This window comes from Streptomyces sp. WI03-4A (genome assembly GCF_033792105.1).
In the GTDB taxonomy this organism is placed as follows: Bacteria; Actinomycetota; Actinomycetes; order Streptomycetales; family Streptomycetaceae; genus Streptomyces; species Streptomyces collinus_A.
Genome location: NZ_JARAUO010000001.1, coordinates 601,720 through 623,394 on the forward strand (window position 1 = coordinate 601,720; position 21,675 = coordinate 623,394).

The 21,675-nt window shown below is 70.7% G+C and carries 18 protein-coding genes, 1 rRNA gene, 3 pseudogenes and 1 riboswitch; of the genes and pseudogenes, 9 read left to right on the forward strand and 13 right to left on the reverse strand.

Annotation, left to right across the window (positions count from 1 at the left end; translation table 11 throughout):
- Positions 1-52 precede the first annotated feature (52 nt).
- From PV343_RS02780 to PV343_RS02790, 3 genes are all read left to right on the forward strand, one after another.
- Complete coding sequence (locus PV343_RS02780; protein ID WP_319145130.1) at positions 53-583, forward strand: universal stress protein; 531 nt, start codon at positions 53-55, stop codon at positions 581-583.
- Positions 584-956: 373 nt separating this feature from the next.
- A complete protein-coding gene (locus PV343_RS02785) occupies positions 957-2,909 on the forward strand; it encodes an amino acid transporter (RefSeq protein WP_319145131.1) in 1,953 nt (650 codons plus the stop codon).
- A 59-nt stretch (positions 2,910-2,968) separates the two neighbouring features.
- Complete coding sequence (locus PV343_RS02790) at positions 2,969-3,364, forward strand: TOBE domain-containing protein (protein ID WP_319145132.1); 396 nt, start codon at positions 2,969-2,971, stop codon at positions 3,362-3,364.
- 12 nt (positions 3,365-3,376) lie between these two features.
- Here the strand turns inward: PV343_RS02790 and PV343_RS02795 are convergent.
- A pseudogene (locus tag PV343_RS02795) lies at positions 3,377-3,568 on the reverse strand (PucR family transcriptional regulator); the annotation flags it as partial.
- Between the two features lie 33 nt (positions 3,569-3,601).
- Between PV343_RS02795 and PV343_RS02800 the strand changes: the two are divergent.
- From PV343_RS02800 to PV343_RS02820, 5 genes and pseudogenes are all read left to right on the forward strand, one after another.
- Positions 3,602-3,853: pseudogene (locus tag PV343_RS02800) on the forward strand (molybdopterin cofactor-binding domain-containing protein); the annotation flags it as partial.
- Positions 3,854-4,239: 386 nt separating this feature from the next.
- Positions 4,240-5,058, forward strand: coding sequence for a molybdate ABC transporter substrate-binding protein (gene modA / locus PV343_RS02805; RefSeq protein ID WP_319145133.1), 819 nt, complete (start codon positions 4,240-4,242; stop codon positions 5,056-5,058).
- Entirely contained in the window at positions 5,055-5,900 is an 846-nt protein-coding gene (locus PV343_RS02810; RefSeq protein WP_319145134.1) for an ABC transporter permease, read from the forward strand. Before modA ends, PV343_RS02810 begins: the two co-directional genes overlap by 4 nt.
- Before the next feature lie 55 nt (positions 5,901-5,955).
- The gene (locus PV343_RS02815) at positions 5,956-7,041 is read left to right on the forward strand and encodes an ABC transporter ATP-binding protein (protein ID WP_319145135.1); all 1,086 of its coding nucleotides are present in this window, start codon (positions 5,956-5,958) and stop codon (positions 7,039-7,041) included.
- A gap of 28 nt (positions 7,042-7,069) precedes the next feature.
- Entirely contained in the window at positions 7,070-7,489 is a 420-nt protein-coding gene (locus tag PV343_RS02820; protein WP_319145136.1) for a TOBE domain-containing protein, read from the forward strand.
- A 68-nt stretch (positions 7,490-7,557) separates the two neighbouring features.
- Here PV343_RS02820 and gcvP read toward each other — a convergent pair whose 3' ends face one another.
- Positions 7,558-10,443 carry an aminomethyl-transferring glycine dehydrogenase gene (gene gcvP, locus PV343_RS02825; protein WP_319145137.1) on the reverse strand — a complete coding sequence of 962 codons (2,886 nt, stop codon included), beginning with the start codon at positions 10,441-10,443 and terminating at the stop codon, positions 7,558-7,560.
- A gap of 174 nt (positions 10,444-10,617) precedes the next feature.
- Positions 10,618-10,712: riboswitch (glycine riboswitch) on the reverse strand.
- A 119-nt stretch (positions 10,713-10,831) separates the two neighbouring features.
- Here gcvP and PV343_RS02830 point away from each other — a divergent pair.
- Positions 10,832-11,203: a PRC-barrel domain-containing protein gene (locus PV343_RS02830; protein ID WP_319145138.1), complete on the forward strand. Its 372-nt coding sequence runs from the start codon at positions 10,832-10,834 to the stop codon at positions 11,201-11,203.
- Here the strand turns inward: PV343_RS02830 and PV343_RS02835 are convergent.
- The 11 genes and pseudogenes from PV343_RS02835 to rrf form a co-directional block, all read right to left on the reverse strand.
- Positions 11,125-12,609 (reverse strand): annotated as a pseudogene (locus PV343_RS02835) (DNA polymerase IV). The gene PV343_RS02830 and the pseudogene PV343_RS02835 sit on opposite strands and share 79 nt — an antisense overlap.
- A gap of 117 nt (positions 12,610-12,726) precedes the next feature.
- A complete protein-coding gene (locus PV343_RS02840; protein WP_319145140.1) occupies positions 12,727-13,410 on the reverse strand; it encodes a MerR family transcriptional regulator in 684 nt (227 codons plus the stop codon).
- Between the two features lie 261 nt (positions 13,411-13,671).
- A complete protein-coding gene (locus tag PV343_RS02845) occupies positions 13,672-14,145 on the reverse strand; it encodes a bifunctional nuclease family protein (RefSeq protein WP_026253112.1) in 474 nt (157 codons plus the stop codon).
- An 85-nt stretch (positions 14,146-14,230) separates the two neighbouring features.
- Complete coding sequence (locus PV343_RS02850; RefSeq protein ID WP_319145142.1) at positions 14,231-14,968, reverse strand: MerR family transcriptional regulator; 738 nt, start codon at positions 14,966-14,968, stop codon at positions 14,231-14,233.
- A gap of 40 nt (positions 14,969-15,008) precedes the next feature.
- The gene (locus tag PV343_RS02855) at positions 15,009-15,839 is read right to left on the reverse strand and encodes an FHA domain-containing protein (RefSeq protein ID WP_319145143.1); all 831 of its coding nucleotides are present in this window, start codon (positions 15,837-15,839) and stop codon (positions 15,009-15,011) included.
- A gap of 190 nt (positions 15,840-16,029) precedes the next feature.
- On the reverse strand, positions 16,030-16,866 hold the full coding sequence (locus PV343_RS02860; RefSeq protein ID WP_319145144.1) for a DUF881 domain-containing protein: 837 nt from the start codon (positions 16,864-16,866) through the stop codon (positions 16,030-16,032).
- Positions 16,867-16,871: 5 nt separating this feature from the next.
- The gene (locus tag PV343_RS02865) at positions 16,872-17,204 is read right to left on the reverse strand and encodes a small basic family protein (RefSeq protein ID WP_003988855.1); all 333 of its coding nucleotides are present in this window, start codon (positions 17,202-17,204) and stop codon (positions 16,872-16,874) included.
- On the reverse strand, positions 17,201-18,127 hold the full coding sequence (locus PV343_RS02870) for a DUF881 domain-containing protein (RefSeq protein WP_319145145.1): 927 nt from the start codon (positions 18,125-18,127) through the stop codon (positions 17,201-17,203). The genes PV343_RS02865 and PV343_RS02870 overlap by 4 nt, the downstream gene beginning before the upstream one ends.
- Positions 18,128-18,251: 124 nt before the next feature.
- Positions 18,252-20,747, reverse strand: a complete 2,496-nt coding sequence (locus PV343_RS02875) for a mannose-1-phosphate guanyltransferase (protein ID WP_319145146.1) — start codon at positions 20,745-20,747, stop codon at positions 18,252-18,254.
- Between the two features lie 113 nt (positions 20,748-20,860).
- Positions 20,861-21,469: a CDP-alcohol phosphatidyltransferase family protein gene (locus PV343_RS02880; RefSeq protein WP_319145147.1), complete on the reverse strand. Its 609-nt coding sequence runs from the start codon at positions 21,467-21,469 to the stop codon at positions 20,861-20,863.
- 107 nt (positions 21,470-21,576) lie between these two features.
- Positions 21,577-21,675, reverse strand: a 5S ribosomal RNA gene (gene rrf / locus PV343_RS02885); the annotation flags it as partial.

A 21,675-nucleotide genomic window follows, 5' to 3' on the forward strand; every position in this document is an offset into this window, starting at 1 on the left:
GGCCCCGACCCGCGCGAGGGGACCACGGGCACCCGTGAGGAACGGTGGAGCCATGTCCCGTTACGACGCCTCGACGACCCCCCGCGTGGTGGTCGGCGTGAGCGGCTCCCTGGGCAGCGTCACGGCCCTGCGCCGGGCCACCGCGCTGGCCCGCCGGCTGGGGGCCGAGCTGTGGCCGGTCCTGGCCTGGGAGCCGCCCGGCGGTGATCCCGCGGCACACCACGGCCCGGCCGCCGACCTGCTGGTCGACGAGTGGCAGCGGCTCGCCAAGCAGCGGCTCGCCTCGGTGCTGGAGGAGATCTTCGGTGAGGACGGACCGGGGGTCGCCATGCACGCGGCGATCGTGCGTGGCACGCCCGGCAGGGCCCTGGTGGCGACCGCGGACCGGGAGGACGACGTGCTGGTGGTCGGCGCGGGCCGGCGCGGGCTGCAGCGGGCCTTCTCGGGCCGGGTCACCCGGCACTGCCTCACGCACGCGGTCTGCCCGGTCCTCGCGGTGCCGCCGTCGCCGCTGGAGTCGGACCTGGTCTCCGTCCACCGGCGCAACGCCTGGCACCTGCGCATGGACACCCGGGATCTGTGAGGCACGCCCGGCGCGTCCGTCCGCCGAGCCGGCCTCCCCCGTCCCGGGCCGCTCCCGCCCGCTGCGGCTGCGGCCCGGCCTCCGGCGGGGCAGCATGGACTCCGGCGGGGCAGCATGGAGGTGTCGTACGAGATGACGCTCGGTGTCCGCTCCACGAGGCCGCGGCCGCGCCTTCCCCGATGCCGCCGGGCGCGCCCACCGGCCGCCGGGCCTCCGCTTCTCGACGTGCGCGCCGCTCCGGGCGGCCCGTTCTTAACGCAAGATTGATGCCCATGGGCCCCGGATTCGTGGGCCCAGGCGTCACTCTCCGCTTACGCTGAAGCCGCCGTCCCTGTGATGGCCGAACAGCTGAGCCGCACACAGGAGCACGCCGATGGTCACGACCGAGCACCCTCCCAGCCGCCTGCGCGCCTGGATGCTGGAGGGCCTGTCCGACATGGGCAAGCACGGCGGCGTCACCGGACCCCACGCGGAGCCCGAGCCCCCGCACAAGGGCCAGCGCTGGTGGCGCGTGATGTGCCTGACCGGCGTCGACTACTTCTCCACCCTCGGCTACCAGCCCGGCATCGCGGCCCTCGCGGCCGGCCTGCTGTCGCCGATCGCCACCATCGTGCTGGTGATCGTCACCCTGGCGGGCGCCCTCCCGGTCTACCGCCGGGTGGCCGAGGAGAGCCCGCACGGCGAGGGTTCCATCGCCATGCTGGAGCGGCTGCTGTCGTTCTGGAAGGGCAAGCTGTTCGTCCTCACCCTGCTGGGCTTCGCGGCCACGGACTTCCTGATCACCATCACCCTCTCCGCCGCCGACGCCTCCACCCACCTGGTGGAGAACCCGCACCTCACGACCGTTCTGCACGGCTACCAGGTGCTGATCACCCTGTTCCTGGTCGCCCTGCTCGGCGCGGTGTTCCTCAAGGGCTTCCTGGAGGCCATCGGCGTCGCGGTCGCCCTGGTCGGCATCTACCTCGCGCTCAACGTCGTGGTCGTGGCCGTCGGCATCTGGCACGTCGTCACCGCCGAGCACGTGGTCACCGACTGGGCCAACGCGCTGACCGCGGAGCACGGCAACGTCTTCGTCATGATCGGCGTCGCCCTGATCGTCTTCCCGAAACTCGCCCTCGGCCTGTCCGGATTCGAGACCGGTGTCGCCGTCATGCCGCACGTCCGGGGCGACGCGAGCGACACCGAGGCCCACCCCAGGGGCCGGATCCGGGACGCCAAGAAGCTGCTGACGACCGCGGCCGTCATCATGAGCTGCTTCCTGATCGCCACCAGCTTCATCACCACGCTGCTGATCCCGGAGAACGAGTTCAAGCCGGGCGGCCAGGCCAACGGCCGCGCGCTCGCCTACCTGGCGCACCAGTACCTGGGCGGAGCCTTCGGCACGGTCTACGACGTCTCCACGATCGCCATCCTGTGGTTCGCCGGCGCCTCCGCGATGGCGGGCCTGCTCAACCTCATGCCCCGCTACCTCCCGCGCTACGGCATGGCCCCCCACTGGGCCCGCGCCGTGCGCCCGATGGTCATCGTCTTCACCCTGATCGCCTTCCTGGTGACCTGGATCTTCGACGCCAGCGTGGACAAGCAGGGCGGCGCCTACGCCACCGGTGTGCTGGTGCTGATCAGCTCGGCGGCGATCGCGGTGACCATCGCCGCCCGCAAGGCGCGGCAGCGGCGCTGGACCGTCCTGTTCGCGATCATCTCGGTGGTGTTCCTGTACACGACCGTCGTCAACGTCCTGGAGCGCCCTGACGGTGTGAAGATCGGCGCCTGCTTCATCGCGGGCATCATCCTGGTCTCGCTGCTGTCCCGGCTGGCCCGTGCCTTCGAGCTGCGGGTGACCAGCGTGACGATGGACCCGATGGCGGAACGATTCGTCCGGGACATGGCCAGCCGCAAGATGCGGTTCATCGCCAACGAGCCCGACCAGCGCGACAAGGCCGAGTACCGCGAAAAGATCGAGCAGATCCGCGCCGACAACGACATGCCCGAGCAGGAGGACTTCGTCTTCCTCGAGGTGACGGTGACCGACCCCTCCGAGTTCGAGGCGGGCCTGAGCGTACGCGGCGAGGTCATGCACGGCCGCTACCGCGTGCTGAGCGTGGAGTCCGCCTCCGTCCCCAACGCCCTGGCCGCCCTGCTCCTGCACGTCCGCGACTTCACGGGCTGCACGCCGCACATCTACTTCGAGTGGACCGAGGGAAACCCGTTCGCCAACTTCCTGCGGTTCTTCCTCTTCGGCCAGGGCGAGGTGGCCCCGGTCACCCGTGAGGTGCTGCGCGAGGCGGAGCCCGACCGTCACCGCCGGCCGCGCGTGCACACGGGCTGACACCCGGCCCGGCGGCCCCACCACGCCTTTCGCCCACCGGTGGCCCTATCGTGACCCGCATGCAGTCCTACACGATCGGCCAGGCGGCGCGGCTGCTCGGCGTGAGCCCGGACACCGCCCGCCGCTGGGCCGACGCCGGCCGGGTGACCACCCATCGCGACGAGGCTGGACGGCGACTCATCGACGGCAGGGACCTCGCCGCGTTCTCCGTCGAGCTGGCCAAGGCGGGCGGCGGCGAGGAGGAGGTGTCCTCCACCTCGGTGCGCAACGCCTTCCCGGGCATCGTGACCGCCATCAAGCTCGGCGACGTCGCCGCGCAGGTCGAGATCCAGGCGGGCCCGCACCGGCTGGTCTCGCTGCTCACCCGGGAGGCCGTGGAGGAGCTGGGCCTGGAGGTCGGCATGGAGGCCACCGCGCGCGTGAAGTCGACGAACGTGCACATCGACCGCGTCTGAGCCGGGTCCCTCTCACCGGCACAGCAGCGCGGCCCACAGGTCGAGCCGGTCGCGCAGCCGCGACAGATCGCGCCCGGTGAAGTGCTCTATGCGCTGGATCCGGTAGTGCACGGTGTTGACGTGCAGGTGGAGCTCCTGGGCGGTGCGCGCCCACGAACGGTCGCAGGCGAGGAACGTCTCCAGGGTGCTCAGCAGCACGGCGGTGGCCGCGCCGTCGGCGTCGGCGGAGGCGTGCCCGTCCTGCACCCGGGCGGCCGCCTGCCGCTGAAGGAGGTGTACGAGCCGCCCCCGCGCTCGGTCGCCTTCAACGCGCACTGGTTCCGGGGGCGGTCGACCCCGGCACCGGGGAGATCCGCATCCTGCTCAGCGTGCACGCCGCCGACGCGGGCAAGGTGATGAATCCGATGCAGTGCCGGGGCCAGGGTGGGCGGGGTCGCCCAGGCGCTCGGCGCCACCCTCTTCGAGCACGTGCGTCTCGACGAGCCGGGGCGCGGTCTTCCATGGTGACGGCGAGCAGCACCGGGGCGTCGGCGAAGTCCGGGTCGATCTCGGCCCAGGACAGCAGGGCACGATGGCCGTCGGTGCCCGTGACGGCGATGAGGAAGCGCAGCCGGTCCTTGCGCCGCGCCGGGTCGAACACGGGCCCCGTCAGGGCGAGTTCCGCGAGCTTCACCTGCGACCACCTCCCGGAAAACCGTACCCGCCGCCGAGCACCGTACAAACGCACATGCAAGCCACAACTCACGAGTGGGCAGCTCATGCGATATGACAGGAGACTTACACCTCGCAGATGCGGCAGTATCATCGCCGCATGGCCGAAGCCCGGCCGTCACAGGGCGCGACCGTTGTTCCACGATCCTGAGGAGTAGATCCTGATGACCCGTTCCGTGCGCCGGACCCGGCGGATGCTGCAGCTGGCCGGTGCGGGAGCCGCCGCCCTGATGGCACTCAGCGCCTGCTCCTCCTCCGACGACTCATCCGCGAAGGCGGACACGTCCGGTTCCGCCTCCCCGAAGCTGTCCGGCACGGTCACGGTGTTCGCCGCGGCCTCCCTGAAGGAGAGCTTCACGACGCTGGGCAAGCAGTTCGAAGAGCAGCACCCGGGTACCAAGGTCACCTTCAACTTCGGCGGCAGCGACTCCCTCGCCGCCGGCATCACCGGCGGTGCCCCCGCGGACGTGTTCGCCGCCGCCAGTCCCAAGACCATGGCGCTCGTGACGGACAAGAAGGACGCGGCCGGCACCCCGGCCACCTTCGTCCGCAACCAGCTGGAGATCGCCACCCTGCCGGGCAACCCCGACAAGGTCGCCTCCCTGAAGGACCTCACCAAGTCGGGTCTGAAGGTCGTCCTGTGCGACAGGACCGTGCCGTGCGGCGCCGCCGCCCAGAAGGCCCTGGAGGCAAGCGACCTGAAGCTCACCCCGGTCTCCTACGAGCAGGACGTCAAGAGCGCCCTGACGAAGGTCGAGCTGAAGGAGGCCGACGCCGCGGTGGTCTACAAGACCGATGTGAAGGCCGCGGGTGACAAGGTGGAGGGCGTGGAGTTCCCCGAGTCGGCCAAGGCCATCAACGACTACCCCATCGCCCTGCTGAAGAACGCCCAGAACGCCGAGGCGGCCAAGGCGTTCATCACGCTGGTGCGGTCCGCCGAGGGCCGGCGGGTCCTGAGCGAGGCGGGGTTCCTCAAGCCGTGACCTCGCTCGACAAGCCCGGCGCCGCGGCCCGCCCCCGCACGGGTGGTCCGCGGCGCCGTCGCGCCCGCGGGGTACCGCTGCCCCTGCTGGTGCCCGGCCTCGTCGCCCTGGCGTTCCTGCTGCTGCCGCTCGTCGCCCTGCTGGTGCGCGCCCCCTGGAGCAGCCTGCCCGACCAGCTGACCAGCGCCGAGGTCTGGCAGGCGCTCCAGCTCTCGCTGGTCAGCGCGACCGCGGCGACCGCGCTGTGCGTCGTGTTGGGGGTGCCGCTGGCCTGGCTGCTGGCGAGGACCGACTTCCCCGGCCGCCGCCTCGTACGGGCCCTGGTGACCCTGCCGCTCGTGCTGCCGCCGGTGGTCGGCGGTGTGGCGCTCCTGCTCGCCCTGGGCCGCAACGGCGTCGCCGGCGAGTGGCTCGACTCCTGGTTCGGGATCACCCTGCCGTTCACCACGGCGGGCGTGGTGGTCGCGGAGGCCTTCGTCGCCATGCCCTTCCTGGTCATCAGCGTCGAGGGCACCCTGCGGGCCGCCGACCCGCGCTTCGAGGAGGCGGCCACCACGCTCGGCGCCTCCCGCTTCACCGCGTTCCGCCGGGTCACGCTGCCGCTGATCGCCCCCGGCATCGCCGCGGGCGCGGTCCTGGCCTGGGCCCGCGCGCTCGGCGAGTTCGGCGCGACGATCACCTTCGCGGGCAACTTCCCCGGCCGTACCCAGACCATGCCCCTCGCGGTCTACCTCGCCCTGCAGAACGACCCCGAGGCCGCCATCGCGCTCAGCCTCGTCCTGCTCGCCGTGTCCATCGCGGTGCTCGCCGGACTGCGCGACCGGTGGCTGACGGGATCCTGACGATGCCCACAGGATGGAAGACGACGACCCCGCACCAGTGCCGACGGACGGATCCATGACCGACACCGACTCCCGCAAGCCCGACCTCGCGGTACGGGGCGAGCAGGGACTCGACGCCCGGCTCGCCGTGGACCGGGGTTCCTTCCGGCTCGACGTGGCCCTGACCGCCGCCCCCGGTGACGTCGTCGCGGTGCTCGGGCCCAACGGCGCCGGCAAGACGACCGCGCTGCGCGCCCTCGCCGGTCTCGTCCCGCTCACCGACGGCCACCTGCGACTGGACGGCACCTCCCTGGAGCACACCCCGCCCGAGTCCCGCCCGGTCGGCGTCGTCTTCCAGGACTACCTGCTCTTCCCGCACCTGTCCGCCCTGGACAACGTGGCCTTCGGGCCGCGCTGCCAGGGCACCGGCAAGGCCGAGGCACGCGCCCAGGCCGCCGCCTGGCTGGACCGCATGGGCCTGGCCGACCACGCCCATGCCAAGCCCCGCCGGCTCTCCGGCGGCCAGGCCCAGCGCGTCGCGCTCGCCCGCGCCCTGGCCACCAGGCCCCGGCTGCTGCTCCTGGACGAACCGCTCGCGGCCCTGGACGCCCGCACCCGGCTGGAGGTGCGCGCCCAGCTGCGCCGGCACCTCGCCGAGTTCGAGGCCGTCGCCGTGCTGGTCACCCACGACCCGCTGGACGCCATGGTGCTCGCGGACCGGCTGGTCGTCGTCGAGCACGGCCTGGTCGTACAGGAGGGCACCCCGTCGGACATCGCCCGCCGGCCGCGCACGGACTACATCGCCCAGCTCGTCGGCCTCAACCTCTACCGGGGGCAGGCCGAGGGCCACACGGTACGGCTCGACGCCGGGGCCGCGATCACCACCACGGAGACGCTGTCCGGGCCCGTCTTCGTCGCCTTCCCGCCGGGCGCCGTCACCCTGTTCCGGGACCGGCCCACGGGGGCCAGCGCCCGCAACCTGTGGCGCTGCGAGGTGGCCGGTCTGGAGACCCACGGCGACCAGATCCGCGCCGACCTCACCGGTGGACTGCCGCTCGCCGCCGACCTCACCACGGTCGCCGCGGCGGAGCTCGACCTGCACCCGGGCGCCGCTGTCTGGGCGACGGTCAAGGCGACCCAGACCCACGCGTACCCGGCCTGAACGCCCGCGCGCCCTACGGTGGGTGCCCATGACACTGAGCATGCGCAACCAGCTCCCCGGCACCGTCACCGAGGTCCGCCCCGGCGGGGTCATGGCCACCGTCAAGGTCCGCCTCGACGGTGGGCAGGACCTCACCTCGGTCATCACCCTGGAGGCCGTCGAACAGCTCGGCCTCGTCCCGGGCACGGCCGTCCGCGCGCTGGTGAAGTCGACGGAGGTCTCCATCGCCACCAGCCGGGACGAGGGCCTGTCGATCCGCAACCAGTTCGCCGGCGCCGTCACCCACCTGGAGCTCGGCACGGTCATGGCCACGGTGAAGGTCACGATGGCCGGCGGTGAACTCACCGCCGCGATCACCAAGGACGCGGCCGCCGACCTCGGGCTGTTCGTGGGCTCCGACGTGATCGCCTTGATCAAGGCCACCGAGGTGGCGCTCGCCACCGCCTGACCGGACGGGGAACGCGGGAGGGCCCCCGTCCGGCGCGGACGGGGGCCCTCCTCTACTCGCTCACTCGCTCAGTCCTCGTAGGCGTCCAGCGGCGGGCAGGAGCACACCAGGTTGCGGTCGCCGAAGGCCTGGTCGATGCGGCGCACCGGCGGCCAGTACTTGTCGGCGGCCACGACACCGGCCGGGAAGACGGCTTCCTCACGGCTGTAGGCGTGGTCCCAGTCGCCGCCCAGCACCCGCGACGTGTGCGGGGCGTTGTGCAGCGGGTTGTCCTCCGCGGGCCACTGGCCGGAGCCGACCTTCTCGATCTCCGCGCGGATGGCGATCATCGCGTCGCAGAAGCGGTCCAGTTCGGCCAGGTCCTCGGACTCGGTCGGCTCGATCATCAGCGTGCCGGCCACCGGGAAGGACATGGTGGGCGCGTGGAAGCCGTAGTCGATCAGGCGCTTGGCCACGTCGTCCACGCTCACGCCGGTCGCCTTGGTCAGCGGGCGCAGGTCGATGATGCACTCGTGCGCGACCAGACCGCCGGGGCCGGTGTAGAGCACCGGGAAGTGCGGCTCGAGGCGCTTGGCGATGTAGTTCGCCGAGAGCACGGCCACCTGGGTGGCGCGCTTGAGGCCCTCGCCGCCCATCAGCCGGACGTACGCCCAGGAGATGGGCAGGATGCCCGCGCTGCCCCACGGCGCCGCCGAGATCGGGCCGACGCCCGTCTCGGGGCCGGCCGCCGGCTGCATCGGGTGGTTGGGCAGGTACGGCGCCAGGTGCTCGCGGACGCCGACCGGGCCGACGCCGGGGCCCCCGCCGCCGTGCGGGATGCAGAAGGTCTTGTGCAGGTTCAGGTGCGAGACGTCACCGCCGAAGTGGCCCGGCTTGGCGAGGCCGACCAGGGCGTTGAGGTTGGCGCCGTCGACGTACACCTGGCCGCCGGCCTCGTGGACCTGGGCGCAGATGTCGGCGACGTGCTCCTCGAAGACGCCGTGCGTCGACGGGTAGGTGATCATCAGCACGGACAGCTCGTCGCGGTACTGCTCGATCTTGGCCCGCAGGTCCGCGACGTCGATCTCGCCGTCCTCGGCGGTCTTGACGACGACGACCTTCATGCCGGCCATCACGGCGCTGGCGGCGTTGGTGCCGTGCGCGGAGGACGGGATCAGGCAGACGGTGCGCTGCTCGTCGCCGTTGGCGCGGTGGTAGCCGCGCACGGCCAGCAGACCGGCCAGCTCGCCCTGCGAACCGGCGTTCGGCTGGAGCGAGACCTTGTCGTAGCCGGTGACCTCGGCGAGCCGGTCCTCCAGCTCGTGGATGAGCGTCAGGTAGCCCTCGGCCTGCTCGGCGGGCGCGAACGGGTGCAGCTGACCGAATTCGGGCCAGGTCACCGGCTCCATCTCGGTGGTCGCGTTGAGCTTCATGGTGCAGGAGCCCAGCGGGATCATGCCGCGGTCGAGCGCGTAGTCGCGGTCGGCGAGCCGGCGCAGGTAGCGCAGCATCGCGGTCTCCGAGCGGTGCTCGTGGAAGACCGGGTGGGCCAGGTAGTCGTCGGTGCGCAGCAGCGCCTCGGGCAGCGCCTCCCCGGCGGCCGCGTCCAGGGCCTCGATGTCGCCCTCGACACCGAAGGCGGCGAAGACGGCCGCGAGCTGGGCCCGGTTGGTCGTCTCGTCGCAGGCCAGCGAGACCTGGTCGGCGTCGACCGCGCGCAGGTTGACGCCGCCCGCGCGGGCGGCGGCCACGACCTCGGCGGCCTTGCCCGGGACGCGTGCGGTGAGGGTGTCGAAGTAGGCGCCGTGGACGATCTCGACGCCGCCGGCCTTCAGGCCCTCGGCGAGGATCGTGGCGTAGCGGTGGGTGCGGCGGGCGATGGTCCGCAGGCCCTCGGGGCCGTGGTAGACGGCGTACATGCCGGCCATGACGGCGAGCAGCACCTGCGCGGTACAGATGTTGCTGGTGGCCTTCTCACGGCGGATGTGCTGCTCACGGGTCTGCAGCGCGAGGCGGTAGGCCTTGTGGCCGTCGGCGTCGACGGACACGCCCACGAGACGGCCGGGCAGGCTGCGGGCGAACTTCTCGCGCACCGCCATGTAGCCCGCGTGCGGTCCGCCGAAGCCCATCGGGACGCCGAAGCGCTGGGTCGTGCCGATCGCGATGTCGGCACCCAGCTCGCCCGGGGAGGTCAGCAGGGTGAGCGCGAGCAGGTCGGCGGCGACGGTGACGAGCGCGCCCAGTTCGTGCGCCTGGTCGACGACCGGCTTGATGTCGCGTACGGCACCGGAGGCGCCCGGGTACTGGATCAGCACGCCGTTGATCTCGCGCGCGGCGATGTCGGCCGGGATGCCGTCGCTGAGGTCGGCGACGACCACGTCCACGCCGGTCGGCTCGGCGCGCGTCTCGATGACGGCGATGGTCTGCGGCAGGGCGTCCGCGTCGACCAGGAACAGGCCCTTCTTGTTCTTGCCCATGCGCCGGGACAGCGACATCGCCTCGGCGGCGGCGGTTCCCTCGTCCAGCAGGGAGGCGCCGGAGGTCGGCAGGCCGGTCAGCTCGGCGACCATCGTCTGGAAGTTCAGCAGGGCTTCGAGACGGCCCTGCGAGATCTCCGGCTGGTACGGGGTGTAGGCCGTGTACCAGGCCGGGTTCTCCATGACGTTGCGCAGCACGACCGGCGGGGTGAAGGTCCCGTAGTACCCGAGCCCGATCATGGAACCGAGGACCTGGTTGCGGTCGGCGAGCGAGCGCAGCTCGGCGAGGACCTCGGCCTCGGTGCGGGCGCCCGGCAGGTCCAGGGCGTCCGCGTTCTTGATGACATCCGGAACGGCGGCGGCGGTCAGCTCGTCGAGGGAGCCGTAGCCGACCTGCGCGAGCATCTTGGCCCGTGCCTCCTGGTCGGGCCCGATGTGGCGCTGCTCGAAGGGGATACCCGCTTCGAGCTCGGAGAGCGGAATGCGATGGGCGGTCATTGCGGAGGCCTCCTGGTCTGACGCGACCTTCGAGGGACACCCCGGCGCGGGTGTCCCGACGGCCTCCCCCTCTGTCATCTCAACCTGAGAGCTTCACCGGGCGCCCGAGGGACCCGGCTTTCACCGTCGGTGAGAGCGGACGCCGTCGACACCCGCCCTGCTTTCCAGAGTGACCTCGTCCGTGCGGTACGTGGGCCTGAGAGATTCCGGGGAGGATTTGCTCCTTCGGCGCCTCCGAGGTGGTCGGAGGACTCTCCCGCACGGGGTCAGCAGCCGTTGTCAGCCTACCAGCGAGGTCAACGCCCGAGCCCTCGAGTGGCCGCCTACCCGAATGTGCTCTTTTGTTGTGCTTACGGATGAGTTGCGACCAGCTGGAGGGAGAGGGACCGTGCAGACCGACATCGATCCGCGCAACCTGATCGGCCGCAAGGCGTTCGACCGCAATGGCACCAAGATCGGCACGATCGACGAGGTGTACCTCGACGACGCGACGGGCGTGCCGGAGTGGGCGGCCATACGCACCGGCCTGTTCTCCCGGGACGCCTTCGTGCCCCTCGAGCCCAGCGAACTGGTGGCAGGTACCCTCCAGGTCCCCTTCGACCGCTCGCTCATCAAGGACGCTCCCGACTTCGGCGTCGGCCGCCACCTCTCCCCCGAACAGGAACTGCAGCTCTACCACCACTACGGTCTCGACGTGACTCCGCCCCGCGCGTTCCCCGACCACGACTTCGGCAAGCTGGCGGGCACGGAGGAGACCTGAGCGGCCCCTCACGGCGAACCCTGCGGCAGTGGGTCCGCGTCCGGCACCAGCGGCAGCGGATCCGCTGGTTCCAGCGCGGGTTCCTCCACCCGGAACGTCCGCACCCTCCCGGGCTCCGACAGAGGCGTCTCGAAACGCACGGTCACCCGGCCCAGGCCGCTGCCCTGCACCCAGCCGTGCCCCCAGTCCGCGTGCCGCACGTCCTGGCCGGCCCGCCAGTGCCGCTCCGCGGGCTCCGGCCGCTCCGTGACGGCCCCGCCCTCCGCTCCCTGTCCTCCCTGTGATCCCGGCGTTCCTGCTGCTTCCTCCTCCGTCTCCGCCGCTCGCGAAGGCTGCGCCGCCTGCGCGAACAGGTCCTCCTGGGTGTAGTCGGCCAGCCCGGAGACCCCCACGCCGAGCAGCCGCACCCCGCCCGTGGTGTCCACGGCCTCCAGCAGACGCGCGGCCGCCTCCCGGATCACCGCCGGATCGTCGGTGGGCCCGCGGAGTGTCTCGGATCGGGTCAGCGTGGAGAAGTCGTAGCGCCGCACCTTCAGCACGATGGTCCGCCCCGACAGCCCGGCACCGCGCAGCCGCCCCACGCACCGGTCGGCGAGCCGCTGCACCTCGAGTCCGACCCGGGTCCGGTCGTGGATGTCCACGTCGTAGGTGTCCTCGACCGACACCGACTTGGTCTCCCGCTCGGCCACCACGGGCCGCTCGTCGTGGGCCAGCGCCATCGCGTACAGCGCGTGCCCGTGCGCTTTGCCCAGCAGGCGGACCAGTTCGTCCTCCCCCGCCTCGGCGAGCTCCTCGACCGTGCTGATCCCGGCCCGCCGCAGATGGTCCCCGGTGGCCGGACCGACCCCGGGCAGGGTCCGCACCGACATGGGGCCCAGCAGCGCCCGCTCGGTCCCGGGCTCGATGAGCACGAGCCCGTCGGGCTTGGCCTGCTCGGAGGCGATCTTCGCGAGCATCTTGGAGGCCGCCAGACCCACCGACCCGGTCAGGCCCGTGGCCGCCCGTATGTCCGCGCGCAGCTTCCCCCCGGCCAGCCGCGCCGAAGCCTCGTCCCAGGCCGCTCCGGCGGCCTCCAGGTCGACGAACGCCTCGTCCAGGCTCAGCGGCTCCACCAGCGGTGACAGCTCGCGCAGCAGCGCCATGACCCGCTCGCTGATCGACCGGTAGAGGGTGAAGCGGGGCACGAGGTACGCGGCGTTGGGCGCCAGCCGGCGCGCCTGGGCCATCGGCATGGCCGAGTGCACCCCGAAGACACGCGCCTCGTACGACGCGGTGGCCACCACACCGCGGGGCCCGAGCCCGCCCACGACGACGGCTTTCCCGCGCAGGCTCGGCTTGGACGCCTGCTCCACCGAGGCGAAGAAGGCATCCATGTCGAGATGCAGGATCGTGGGCGCGTTTCTCACAACTCCGATGCTGCACCACACCACTGACAATGCCCCGGCGGGGAACGCCGGGGCATCGGGGGTCTCGTCGGCGGGCTCCGTCGGACGGCCTCGTGACGGCTCCGTCAGCAGGCCCGGTCAGACGGCCCGGTTGCGCCGCCGTGCCAGCTCGTCCGCCGGGTTGTGCCCGACCAGCGTCTCCCCGGTGTCCACCCGCTCGCCGTGCAGCTGCGAGAGGGCGCTTTCCACGTCCCGCCAGACCACGCCGACGGCGATGCCGAAGACGCCCTGACCGCCCTGGAGCAGCGCGTGGACCTCGTCGGGCGAGGTGCACTCGTACACCGTGGCGCCGTCGCTCATGAGTGTCATGCGCTCCAGGTCGCGGAAACCGCGTTCCCTGAGGTGCTGGACGGCCGTCCGGATGTTCTGCAGCGAGACACCGGTGTCCAGGAACCGCTTGACGATCTTGAGAACGACGACGTCCCGGAAGCTGTAGAGGCGCTGGGTGCCCGACCCGAAGGCGGGCCGCACGCTCGGCTCGACGAGCCCGGTGCGGGCCCAGTAGTCCAGTTGCCGGTACGTGATCCCGGCGGCCGCGCAGGCGGTCGGCCCGCGGTACCCGATCTCCTCGGTTCCCATGGACGCCGCCCCTCCGCCGTTCGGCACTGCCGTAGGTCGCTGCGGGGCGGGGTCGCTCGCGCTGCCGGGATGGGCGTACCCCCCGCGCGAGCGCGGCTGAGAGCTAGGGGGAGGGTACGGACCGCTCTCCCCGAACCCTCGTCCGGGGGCACCCCCAGCCGTACCGTCGCCGCTCGTTCTCACGCCGACCTCCGTCCTTGACCTGCCTTCTCGACGGTAGGCAGTCACCAGGGGTGCGTCAACGATCGCCACACTCGGCACGCCGAGTGATAATCACCCTAGGAGTGGTTTCCCGCACCTCACCGCGGGGAAAGGCTAGCCGAATGCGCTCGCGCAGGGCCGTAGGACGCTCTCAATGGCCGGTGGCAATTGCCGTGCCCGTGGCGCCACGAGGCGCCGGCCCACCCGGTCGGCGGACCCGCGGATCTCACGGCCGGCCCGGTCTCACTGGCTGCTGGTGCCGAAGTCCTCGGGCGAGATCTGGTCGAGGAACTCGCGGAACTTCTCCACCTCGTCCTCCTGCTCGTCCGGGATCGCGATGCCGGCGTCGTCCAGCACCGTGTCGCTGCCGTAGATCGGCGTCCCGGTGCGCAGGGCGAGCGCTATGGCGTCGGAGGGGCGGGCGCTCACCTCGACCCCGCTGGCGAAGACCAGCTCCGCGTAGAAGACGCCCTCACGCAGATCCGTGATGCGTACTTCGGTCAGCTCCTGGCCGACGGCCTCCAGCACGTCCTTGAACAGGTCGTGGGTCAGCGGTCGCGCGGGGGCCATGCCCTGCTGGGCGAAGGCGATCGCCGTCGCCTCCCCCGGCCCGATCCAGATGGGGAGGTAACGGTCGCCCCCCACTTCGCGCAGGAGCACGATCGGTTGGTTGGAGGGCATTTCGACCCGGACACCTACGACATCGAGCTCGTTCACACAGCAACCCTAGGCCGTGCCCGGGACGTTTGGGTAGTCGGGCCGGGAACAGGTGGCCGATCCGGCCGCCTGCACACCCCGTCGCTCAGGGCAACCGGACGCCGAGCGCCGTCTGCACCAGCGAGGCGTGCAGCCGCATCGTGAGCGCCGCCAGCTCCTTCGCACGGGCCTCGGCGTGCGCGCGGGTCTGCGGATTACGGTGGCGCCGCAACGGGGCCACCACCTGGTCCACCAGCCCCGCCTCGCGGTCGGCCGCCGCCTTCATCAGCCGCAGATGACGCGGCCCGATCCCGAACCGGCCCAGTTCGGACACGAGCGAGGCCACGGTCACGGCCTCGGCGTCGTACACGCCGCCCTCCAGCGGAGTGATGAGCCCGTACGACTCCCACTCCTCCAGGTCCCCCTCGGCGATGTCCGCCGCCGCAAGCAGCTCGGCCCGCCCGATCCGCGCCACCGTCGGCCGCCCCGGAGACTCCGGCACGTCCTCGCCGGTGCGCTGGCGCCCCACCACGGGCAGCGCGACGGCCTCGCCCCGCTCCATCGCGTCGAGGTGCTCGCGGATCACCTTGAGCGGCAGATAGTGGTCCCGCTGCATCCGCAGGACGTGGGCGAGACGCTCCACGTCCCCGGCAGTGAACTTGCGGTACCCCGATGGGGTCCGCTGCGGCTCGATGAGGCCCTCCGACTCCAGGAAACGGATCTTGGAGATCGTGACTTCGGGGAACTCCTCGCGCAGCCGGTTCAGCACCGTACCGATGCTCATCAGCCCTCTGCCCGTGGCGGCGGTACCGCTTCGGGCACCGCCGCTCGGTGTGTGACGCATGGACCTTCCCTGGGGGTCCCCCCGGACGGAGTCCGGAGGGTCAGATGCCCTGCCGGCTCGCGTAGAAGACCAGCCGGTACTTGCCGATCTGCACCTCGTCGCCGTTCGACAGAGCGACCTGGTCGATCCGCTCCCGGTTGACGTACGTGCCGTTCAGGCTGCCCACGTCGGCCACCGTGAACGAACCGTCCCCGGCCCGCCGGAACTCCACGTGCCGACGGGAGACCGTCACGTCGTCCAGGAAGATGTCGCTCTGCGGATGCCGGCCGGCCGTGGTCAGGTCGCTGTCCAGCAGGAAGCGGCTGCCCGAGTTAGGGCCCCGCCGCACCACCAGGAGCGCCGAACCCACCGGCAGCGCGTCGACCGCGGCCTGCGCCTCGGGCGAGAGCATCGGCATCTGCGTCTGCCCGGTCACCTCGGCGTCGTAGGCCTCGATACCGGAGATGGAGATCGTGGAGGTGGTCTCGGACGCGCGCTCCGGCGTCACACCGGGACGCAGCGGCGCGCCGCAGTTCGAGCAGAAGCGCGCGTTCTCCGCGTTGCGGTTACCGCACCTCGTACACACCAGGGCCGACATGGACGGATCCTCCTGCCGCGGCTGCCCCGCGGGGGCGTTGGAAGCGTACGGGCCTGGAGCGAACCCTCCACCCGCACCTGAGGTCGACGGTTGCCCGAAACCTATGCCGCCGGACTGGGCAGGGTCAACAGACGCCGCGCCCTGACCTCCGGAAATGTCACCGCCCGGACCAGCGACCTGGTCCCGGAACAGCGGACGCTGGCCCTCGGCGTCAGGCTCTGCGCGATGACGAGCGGTCGCGTTGTCGCTGCCCTCTCGTGCGCTCTTGCCGAACAACTTCGCAAACAACTTCACGGGCGATTCCCCTTGACCGAAACAGACCCGCCCGTGGGGCAGGACGAACCCTGATTGCCTACACCGGCCGACCCGGACATCCTGACAACGTCCGTAGCCACCAGACAGTTTCCACCACGCACCACCTCATCGGTGCGTCGACCCCCCGCAACCTCATGCCCGTGCCGGACGTCCCCCATGCACCGACGGTTCACGGGGAGGACGACCGAGCGTAGTCAGGCCGCTTCACCTGTCGCAAGGCATCCACGACGATCTTGCCGGACCGCTCGACGGTCACCGTGGCCTGCTCCTTCTCCAGTGTCTGCACCACACCTCCAGGGATGTTGAGCGCCGGCTCCAGATCCTGCGACTTGCCGATGACCTTGAAACGATAGGGGGCGTTGATCTTGTTCCCGTCGACGCTCACGCTCTTGCCGGAGTCGCTGAAATACGTGCCCGCCACGACACGCACCCCGTTGACCTGGATCGCCTCCGCGCCGGCCGCGCGCAACTCCTGGATCGCGTCGAGCAGCATGTCCGCCTTGACCGTTCCCTTCGTGTCCTCGATCGTCATCGTGATGCCGGGACCCTGCGCCGCCACACTGCCCGTCAGGATGCCGAGTTGGCGTTCCTTCTCGGCGGTCTGCCGACGAGCCTCCGCCGCCTGGTCGGAGCTGCTCTGCAGTTCCTGGCGCTGCTTGTCGAGACCCTGCTTCTCGTCCTGAAGACGCTGCGTACGGGAATCCAGTTCATCGAGGATACGAACAAGATCTTCCTGACGTGCCCCGCGCAGCGCGCCGTCGCTGTCACTGTTCGACGCCACCTGCACAGCCAGCCCGAAACCGAGGCCGAAGAGCAGCAGCGCCACGATGAGTTGGGCACGCGTGATCCGCAGCGGCCACAGCCCCTTGACCAGCCGCTGACGCCCGGTGAGCGACGCCTCGGCGCCCTCGGCGGCCGGCTGCTCGGGCTCGGGAGCCGCGGGCGGCACCTCGTCGGGCAGTTCCTTGCGCAGCCTGTTCTCCGGCTGCTCGTCCTGGTTGCTCATCGGTGTCACGCCCGGAAGACGTGCCGCCGGATTGCCGCGGCGTTGGAGAAGATCCGGATACCGAGCACGACCACGACACCCGTGGACAGCTGCGCGCCCACGCCCAACTTGTCGCCCAGGAACACGATCAGCGCGGCGACCACCACGTTCGACAGGAACGACACCACGAAGACCTTGTCGTCGAAGATGCCGTCCAGCATGGCCCGCAGACCACCGAACACGGCGTCGAGCGCCGCCACGACGGCGATCGGCAGATAAGGCTCGACCACCGCCGGAACCTCAGGCCGGACCAACAAGCCGGCCACGACTCCCACGACGAGGCCCAGTACGGCGATCACGATGTGTCCTTCTCAGTCTTCTCGGCGTTCGCGGACGCTGGCTCTGCTGTTCGTACGATCACACTCGGCGCGGAGGGCAACCGGACGTCGCTCTCCGTGGAGATGGTGGCGCGGATGGCGAAGTTCTGCTCCAGAGCATGCAGATAGAGCCCGTCCGCGCTGTTCTGGAACCTGTTGCTCAGCCGCTCGCCGTCCCCCACCGCCAGCACCGTGTACGGCGGCACCAGCGGCTTGTTGTCGACCAGTATCGCGTCACCGGCCGCCCTGATGGCGGACAGGGCCGTCAGCCGCTGCCCGTTGATCGACACGGCCTCGGCACCCGAGGACCACAGCCCGTTGACCACGCGCTGCATGTCCCGGTCGCGCAGCCGCCCGGTGTCGGAGAAACCGGAGGTCTCGCGCGGGTTCGTGCCGTCTCCCCCGCTGCTCGCCTCCTTTGCGTCGTCCACCACGAGCTTCACCCCGGGGCCGTGCACCGCGGTGGCCCCGGACAGGACGCCCACCAGGTCCGCGTCGGCGCTGCCGCCGCTCTGCCGCAGCGCGGTCCGCTGGCGCGCGCCGACGTCGTCGCGCAGCCGGTCGACGTCCTTCTCCAGCTTGTCCGCGGCCGCCGTCTCCCGGTCGATGCGGTCGATCAGCTCCTGCCGCTCCTTGGCCACCGTGGGCGCCGCGACGCGTGCCTGCGCCGCACCCACGGTCACGACGAGCGCGGCCAGGACCAGCCCGGCCGCCAGGACCAGCTTCGCCCTGAGGGTCCTCGGCAGTTCCCCTTCACCCCGGGACTGCTTGCGGGCGGCGGCCTCGGCGTACCCGTCGTCGAGACTGTGGTCCATGACGTTGGTGATCAACGACATGGAGGCATCGGGACGCCGCGGCGGCGAGGGGCTGCTCCGAACGGGGGGTGGCTGCGGCATGCCGCACATCGTCGCACGTCGCGAGCAGTACCTCCGAATGGCCCCTCCGGCGTGCCGGACAGGCCCCCTTGGGGACACTTGTCCGGCACGCGCGCGTGCGGCGCCTTTTGCCGCCCGGAACTGCTGCTACCGCCTATCGGCCGGCGCTGTCCACCACGGCCGCCCACTCGTCGAGCAGCGCCTGCGCGGAGGCGTCGTCCGGACCCTCGGCCCACAGATGGGTGACGGCCTCGGCCGGGTCGGGCAGCACCATCACCCAGCGCCCGTCGCTCTCCACGACCCGCACACCGTCCGTCGTGTCGACGGAGCGGTCTCCCGCCGCCTCGACGACCCGTCGCATCACCAGGCCCTTGACGGCCCACGGGGTCGCCAGGTCCCGCTTCAGGACGTGCGCCCGCGGGATCCGCGCGTCGATCTGGCTCAGCGTGAGCTGGGTGCGCGCCACCAGACCGATCAGCCGTACGAACGCCGCCGTGCCGTCGTAGACACCGCTGAACTCGGGGACGATGAAGCCGCCCATGCCGTCGCCGCCGAAGATGGTGCCCTCTTCGCGGCCCACCCGGGTGAGGTCGTCCGGAGACGTGGTCGTCCACTCGACCTGCGTGCCGTGGTACGCCGCCACCTGCTCGGCGATCCGGGTCGTGGTGACCGGAAGCGCCACCCGCCCGCTGCGCCGCTCGGCGGCCACCAGGTCCAGCATCACCAGCAGGGCCCGGTCGTCCTCGATGATCCGGCCCTTCTCGTCCACGAGCGACAGCCGCTCACCGACCGGGTCGAACCGGACACCGAACGCGGCTCTGGACGACGCCACGATCTCCCCGAGCCGCACGAGTCCGCTGCGCCGCATCTCGGTGGTCTCCGTGGGCCGGGACTCGTCGAGACCGGGGTTGATCGTCAGCGAGTCCACGCCGAGCTTGCCCAGCAGGCTCGGCAGAACGAGGCCGGCGCTGCCGTTGGAGGCGTCCACGACGACCTTCAGGCCGGACTCCGCTATGCCGGTCGTGTCGACGTTGCGCAGCAGCGAACCGGTGTAGGAGTCGAAGACGCTCGCAGGGAAGTACAGGTCGCCGATCTCACCGGGGAACGCCCGGCGGTACTCCTGCCGCGCGAAGATACGGTCCAGCTTGCGCTGGCCGCCCTGGGAGAGGTCCGCGCCCTGCCCGTCGAAGAACATGATGTCGACGGAGTCCGGCACACCCGGCGACGTACGGATCATGATGCCGCCGGCGCTGCCTCGCGCGGTCTGCTGCCGCGCCACGGGGAGCGGCACGTTCTCCAGGTCGCGTACGTCGATGGCGCTGGCCTGGAGCGCCGAGATCACCGCACGCTTGAGCGCACGCGCGCCTCGGGAGTGGTCTCGGGCGGTGGTGACCGTCGACCCCTTCTTCAGCGTGGTCGCGTAGGCGCCGGCCAGCCGTACGGCCAGCTCGGGCGTGATCTCCACGTTCAGGATGCCGCTGACGCCGCGGGCGCCGAAGAGGTTCGCCTGCCCCCTGGACTCCCAGATGACCGAGGTGTTGACGAAGGCGCCGGCCTCGATGGTCTTGAACGGGTAGACCCGCACATTGCCCTGAACGATCGATTCTTCGCCGATCAGGCACTCGTCACCGATGACCGCGCCGTCCTCGATGCGGGCGGCCCGCATGATGTCGGTGTTCTTGCCGACGACACAGCCGCGCAGGTTGCTGTGCTGGCCGACGTACACGTTGTCGTGAACGACCGCCTTGTGCAGGAAGGCACCACTCTTGACCACGACGTTGGAGCCGACGACGGTGTGTTCGCGGATCTCGGCGCCGGCCTCCACCTTGGCGTAGTCGCCGATGTAGAGCGGTCCGCGGAGCACCGCGTCGGGGTGCACCTCGGCACCCTCGGCGACCCAGACGCCCGGGGAGATCTCGAAGCCGTCGATGTCGACGTTGACCTTGCCCTCGAGCACGTCGGCCTGGGCCTTGACGTAGCTCTCGTGGGTGCCGACGTCCTCCCAGTAGCCCTCGGCGACGTACCCGTAGATGGGCTTGCCTTCCTTCATGAGCTGCGGGAAGACATCGCCGGACCAGTCGACGGACACGTCCGCCTCGACGTAGTCGAAGACCTCGGGCTCCATCACGTAGATGCCCGTGTTCACCGTGTCGGAGAAGACCTGGCCCCAGGTCGGCTTCTCGAGGAAACGCTCGACCTTGCCTTCCTCGTCGACGATGGTGATACCGAATTCCAGCGGATTGGGCACCCTGGTCAGGCAGACCGTGACCAGTGCGCCCTTCTCCTTGTGGAAATTGATCAGGTCTGTGAGGTCGAAGTCGGTCAGGGCATCACCGGAGATGACGAGGAACGCATCGTCCTTCAACGCCTCTTCGGCGTTCTTGACGCTTCCGGCGGTACCGAGTGGCTTCTCCTCGTTGGCATACGTGAGCTCCATTCCGAGCTCGTCGCCGTCGCCGAAGTAGTTCTTGACGAGCGATGCCAGGAACTGCACGGTGACCACGGTCTCGTTGAGCCCATGCCTTTTGAGCAGCCGCAGCACATGCTCCATGATCGGCCGGTTGGCCACCGGAAGGAGCGGCTTGGGCATGCTGGAGGTCATAGGGCGAAGGCGAGTGCCTTCGCCACCGGCCATCACGACGGCCTTCATGTCGGGAGCGTCCTCCTATAGAGACGACGGTCTAGCCGACTTCACCCATCGAGATTGTCCCGCAGTTTTGGGCAGCGGGCCATCGGGCCGCTATGTCCGGACAATCGACGAGCTCAATCGGTCACGGCGTCCGCGCGAACCAGGCGACGGACTTGTACCACGTAGAGCACTCCTGCCCACCAATAGAGGGTTGTACCCCATCCTGCGAACGCCCATCCGAAAACAGCGGCGAGTGACGCGATCCACCCGTTTCCGTCACTGAGCAGCAGCAACGGGAAGGCGTACATCAGGTTGAACGTGGCGGCCTTCCCGAGGAAGTTCACCTGCGGCGGCGGATAGCCGTGGCGCCTGAGGATCCCCACCATCACCAGCAGCATCAGCTCCCGCGCCAGCAGAAGGGCGGTGAGCCAGACCGGAAGGATCTCCCGCCAGGTGAGACCCAGCAGCGTAGAAAGGACGTACAGCCGGTCGGCCGCGGGGTCGAGTAGCCGGCCGAGGCTGCTGATCTGGTTCCAGCGCCGGGCGAGCTTGCCGTCGAGATAGTCGCTGACCCCGCTGAAAGCGAGCACCAGGAGAGCCCAGCCGTCGCTCTTGGGGCCCCCGAACTCGGGCCTGAGGATCAGCCACAGGAAGACCGGTACGCCGACGAGCCGGGCCATGCTGAGGATGTTGGGGATGGTGAGGACCCGGTCCGTCTGGACACGGGTCTCCTGGACCTCCACCCGGGGGCCTCCTGTGCGAAACGAGCCAACGATGCCCCCTGACCCTACCTCAACGCAAAAAAGCTCCGGCCTCTGGGCATTGCCCAAGAGCCGGAGCTTCAAAAGGAGTTCGGCGGTGTCCTACTCTCCCACAGGGTCCCCCCTGCAGTACCATCGGCGCTGTGAGGCTTAGCTTCCGGGTTCGGAATGTAACCGGGCGTTTCCCT

Coding starts and splice junctions, on each gene's coding strand:
- PV343_RS02785 (WP_319145131.1), top strand. CDS start 957: ATGGTCACGACCGAGCACCCTCCCAGCCGCCTGCGCGCCTGGATGCTG.
- PV343_RS02815 (WP_319145135.1), top strand. CDS start 5,956: ATGACCGACACCGACTCCCGCAAGCCCGACCTCGCGGTACGGGGCGAG.
- PV343_RS02780 (WP_319145130.1), top strand. CDS start 53: ATGTCCCGTTACGACGCCTCGACGACCCCCCGCGTGGTGGTCGGCGTG.
- PV343_RS02850 (WP_319145142.1), bottom strand. CDS start 14,968: ATGCGTCACACACCGAGCGGCGGTGCCCGAAGCGGTACCGCCGCCACG.
- PV343_RS02860 (WP_319145144.1), bottom strand. CDS start 16,866: ATGAGCAACCAGGACGAGCAGCCGGAGAACAGGCTGCGCAAGGAACTG.
- PV343_RS02875 (WP_319145146.1), bottom strand. CDS start 20,747: ATGAAGGCCGTCGTGATGGCCGGTGGCGAAGGCACTCGCCTTCGCCCT.
- modA (WP_319145133.1), top strand. CDS start 4,240: ATGACCCGTTCCGTGCGCCGGACCCGGCGGATGCTGCAGCTGGCCGGT.
- PV343_RS02820 (WP_319145136.1), top strand. CDS start 7,070: ATGACACTGAGCATGCGCAACCAGCTCCCCGGCACCGTCACCGAGGTC.
- PV343_RS02870 (WP_319145145.1), bottom strand. CDS start 18,127: ATGTGCGGCATGCCGCAGCCACCCCCCGTTCGGAGCAGCCCCTCGCCG.
- gcvP (WP_319145137.1), bottom strand. CDS start 10,443: ATGACCGCCCATCGCATTCCGCTCTCCGAGCTCGAAGCGGGTATCCCC.
- PV343_RS02790 (WP_319145132.1), top strand. CDS start 2,969: ATGCAGTCCTACACGATCGGCCAGGCGGCGCGGCTGCTCGGCGTGAGC.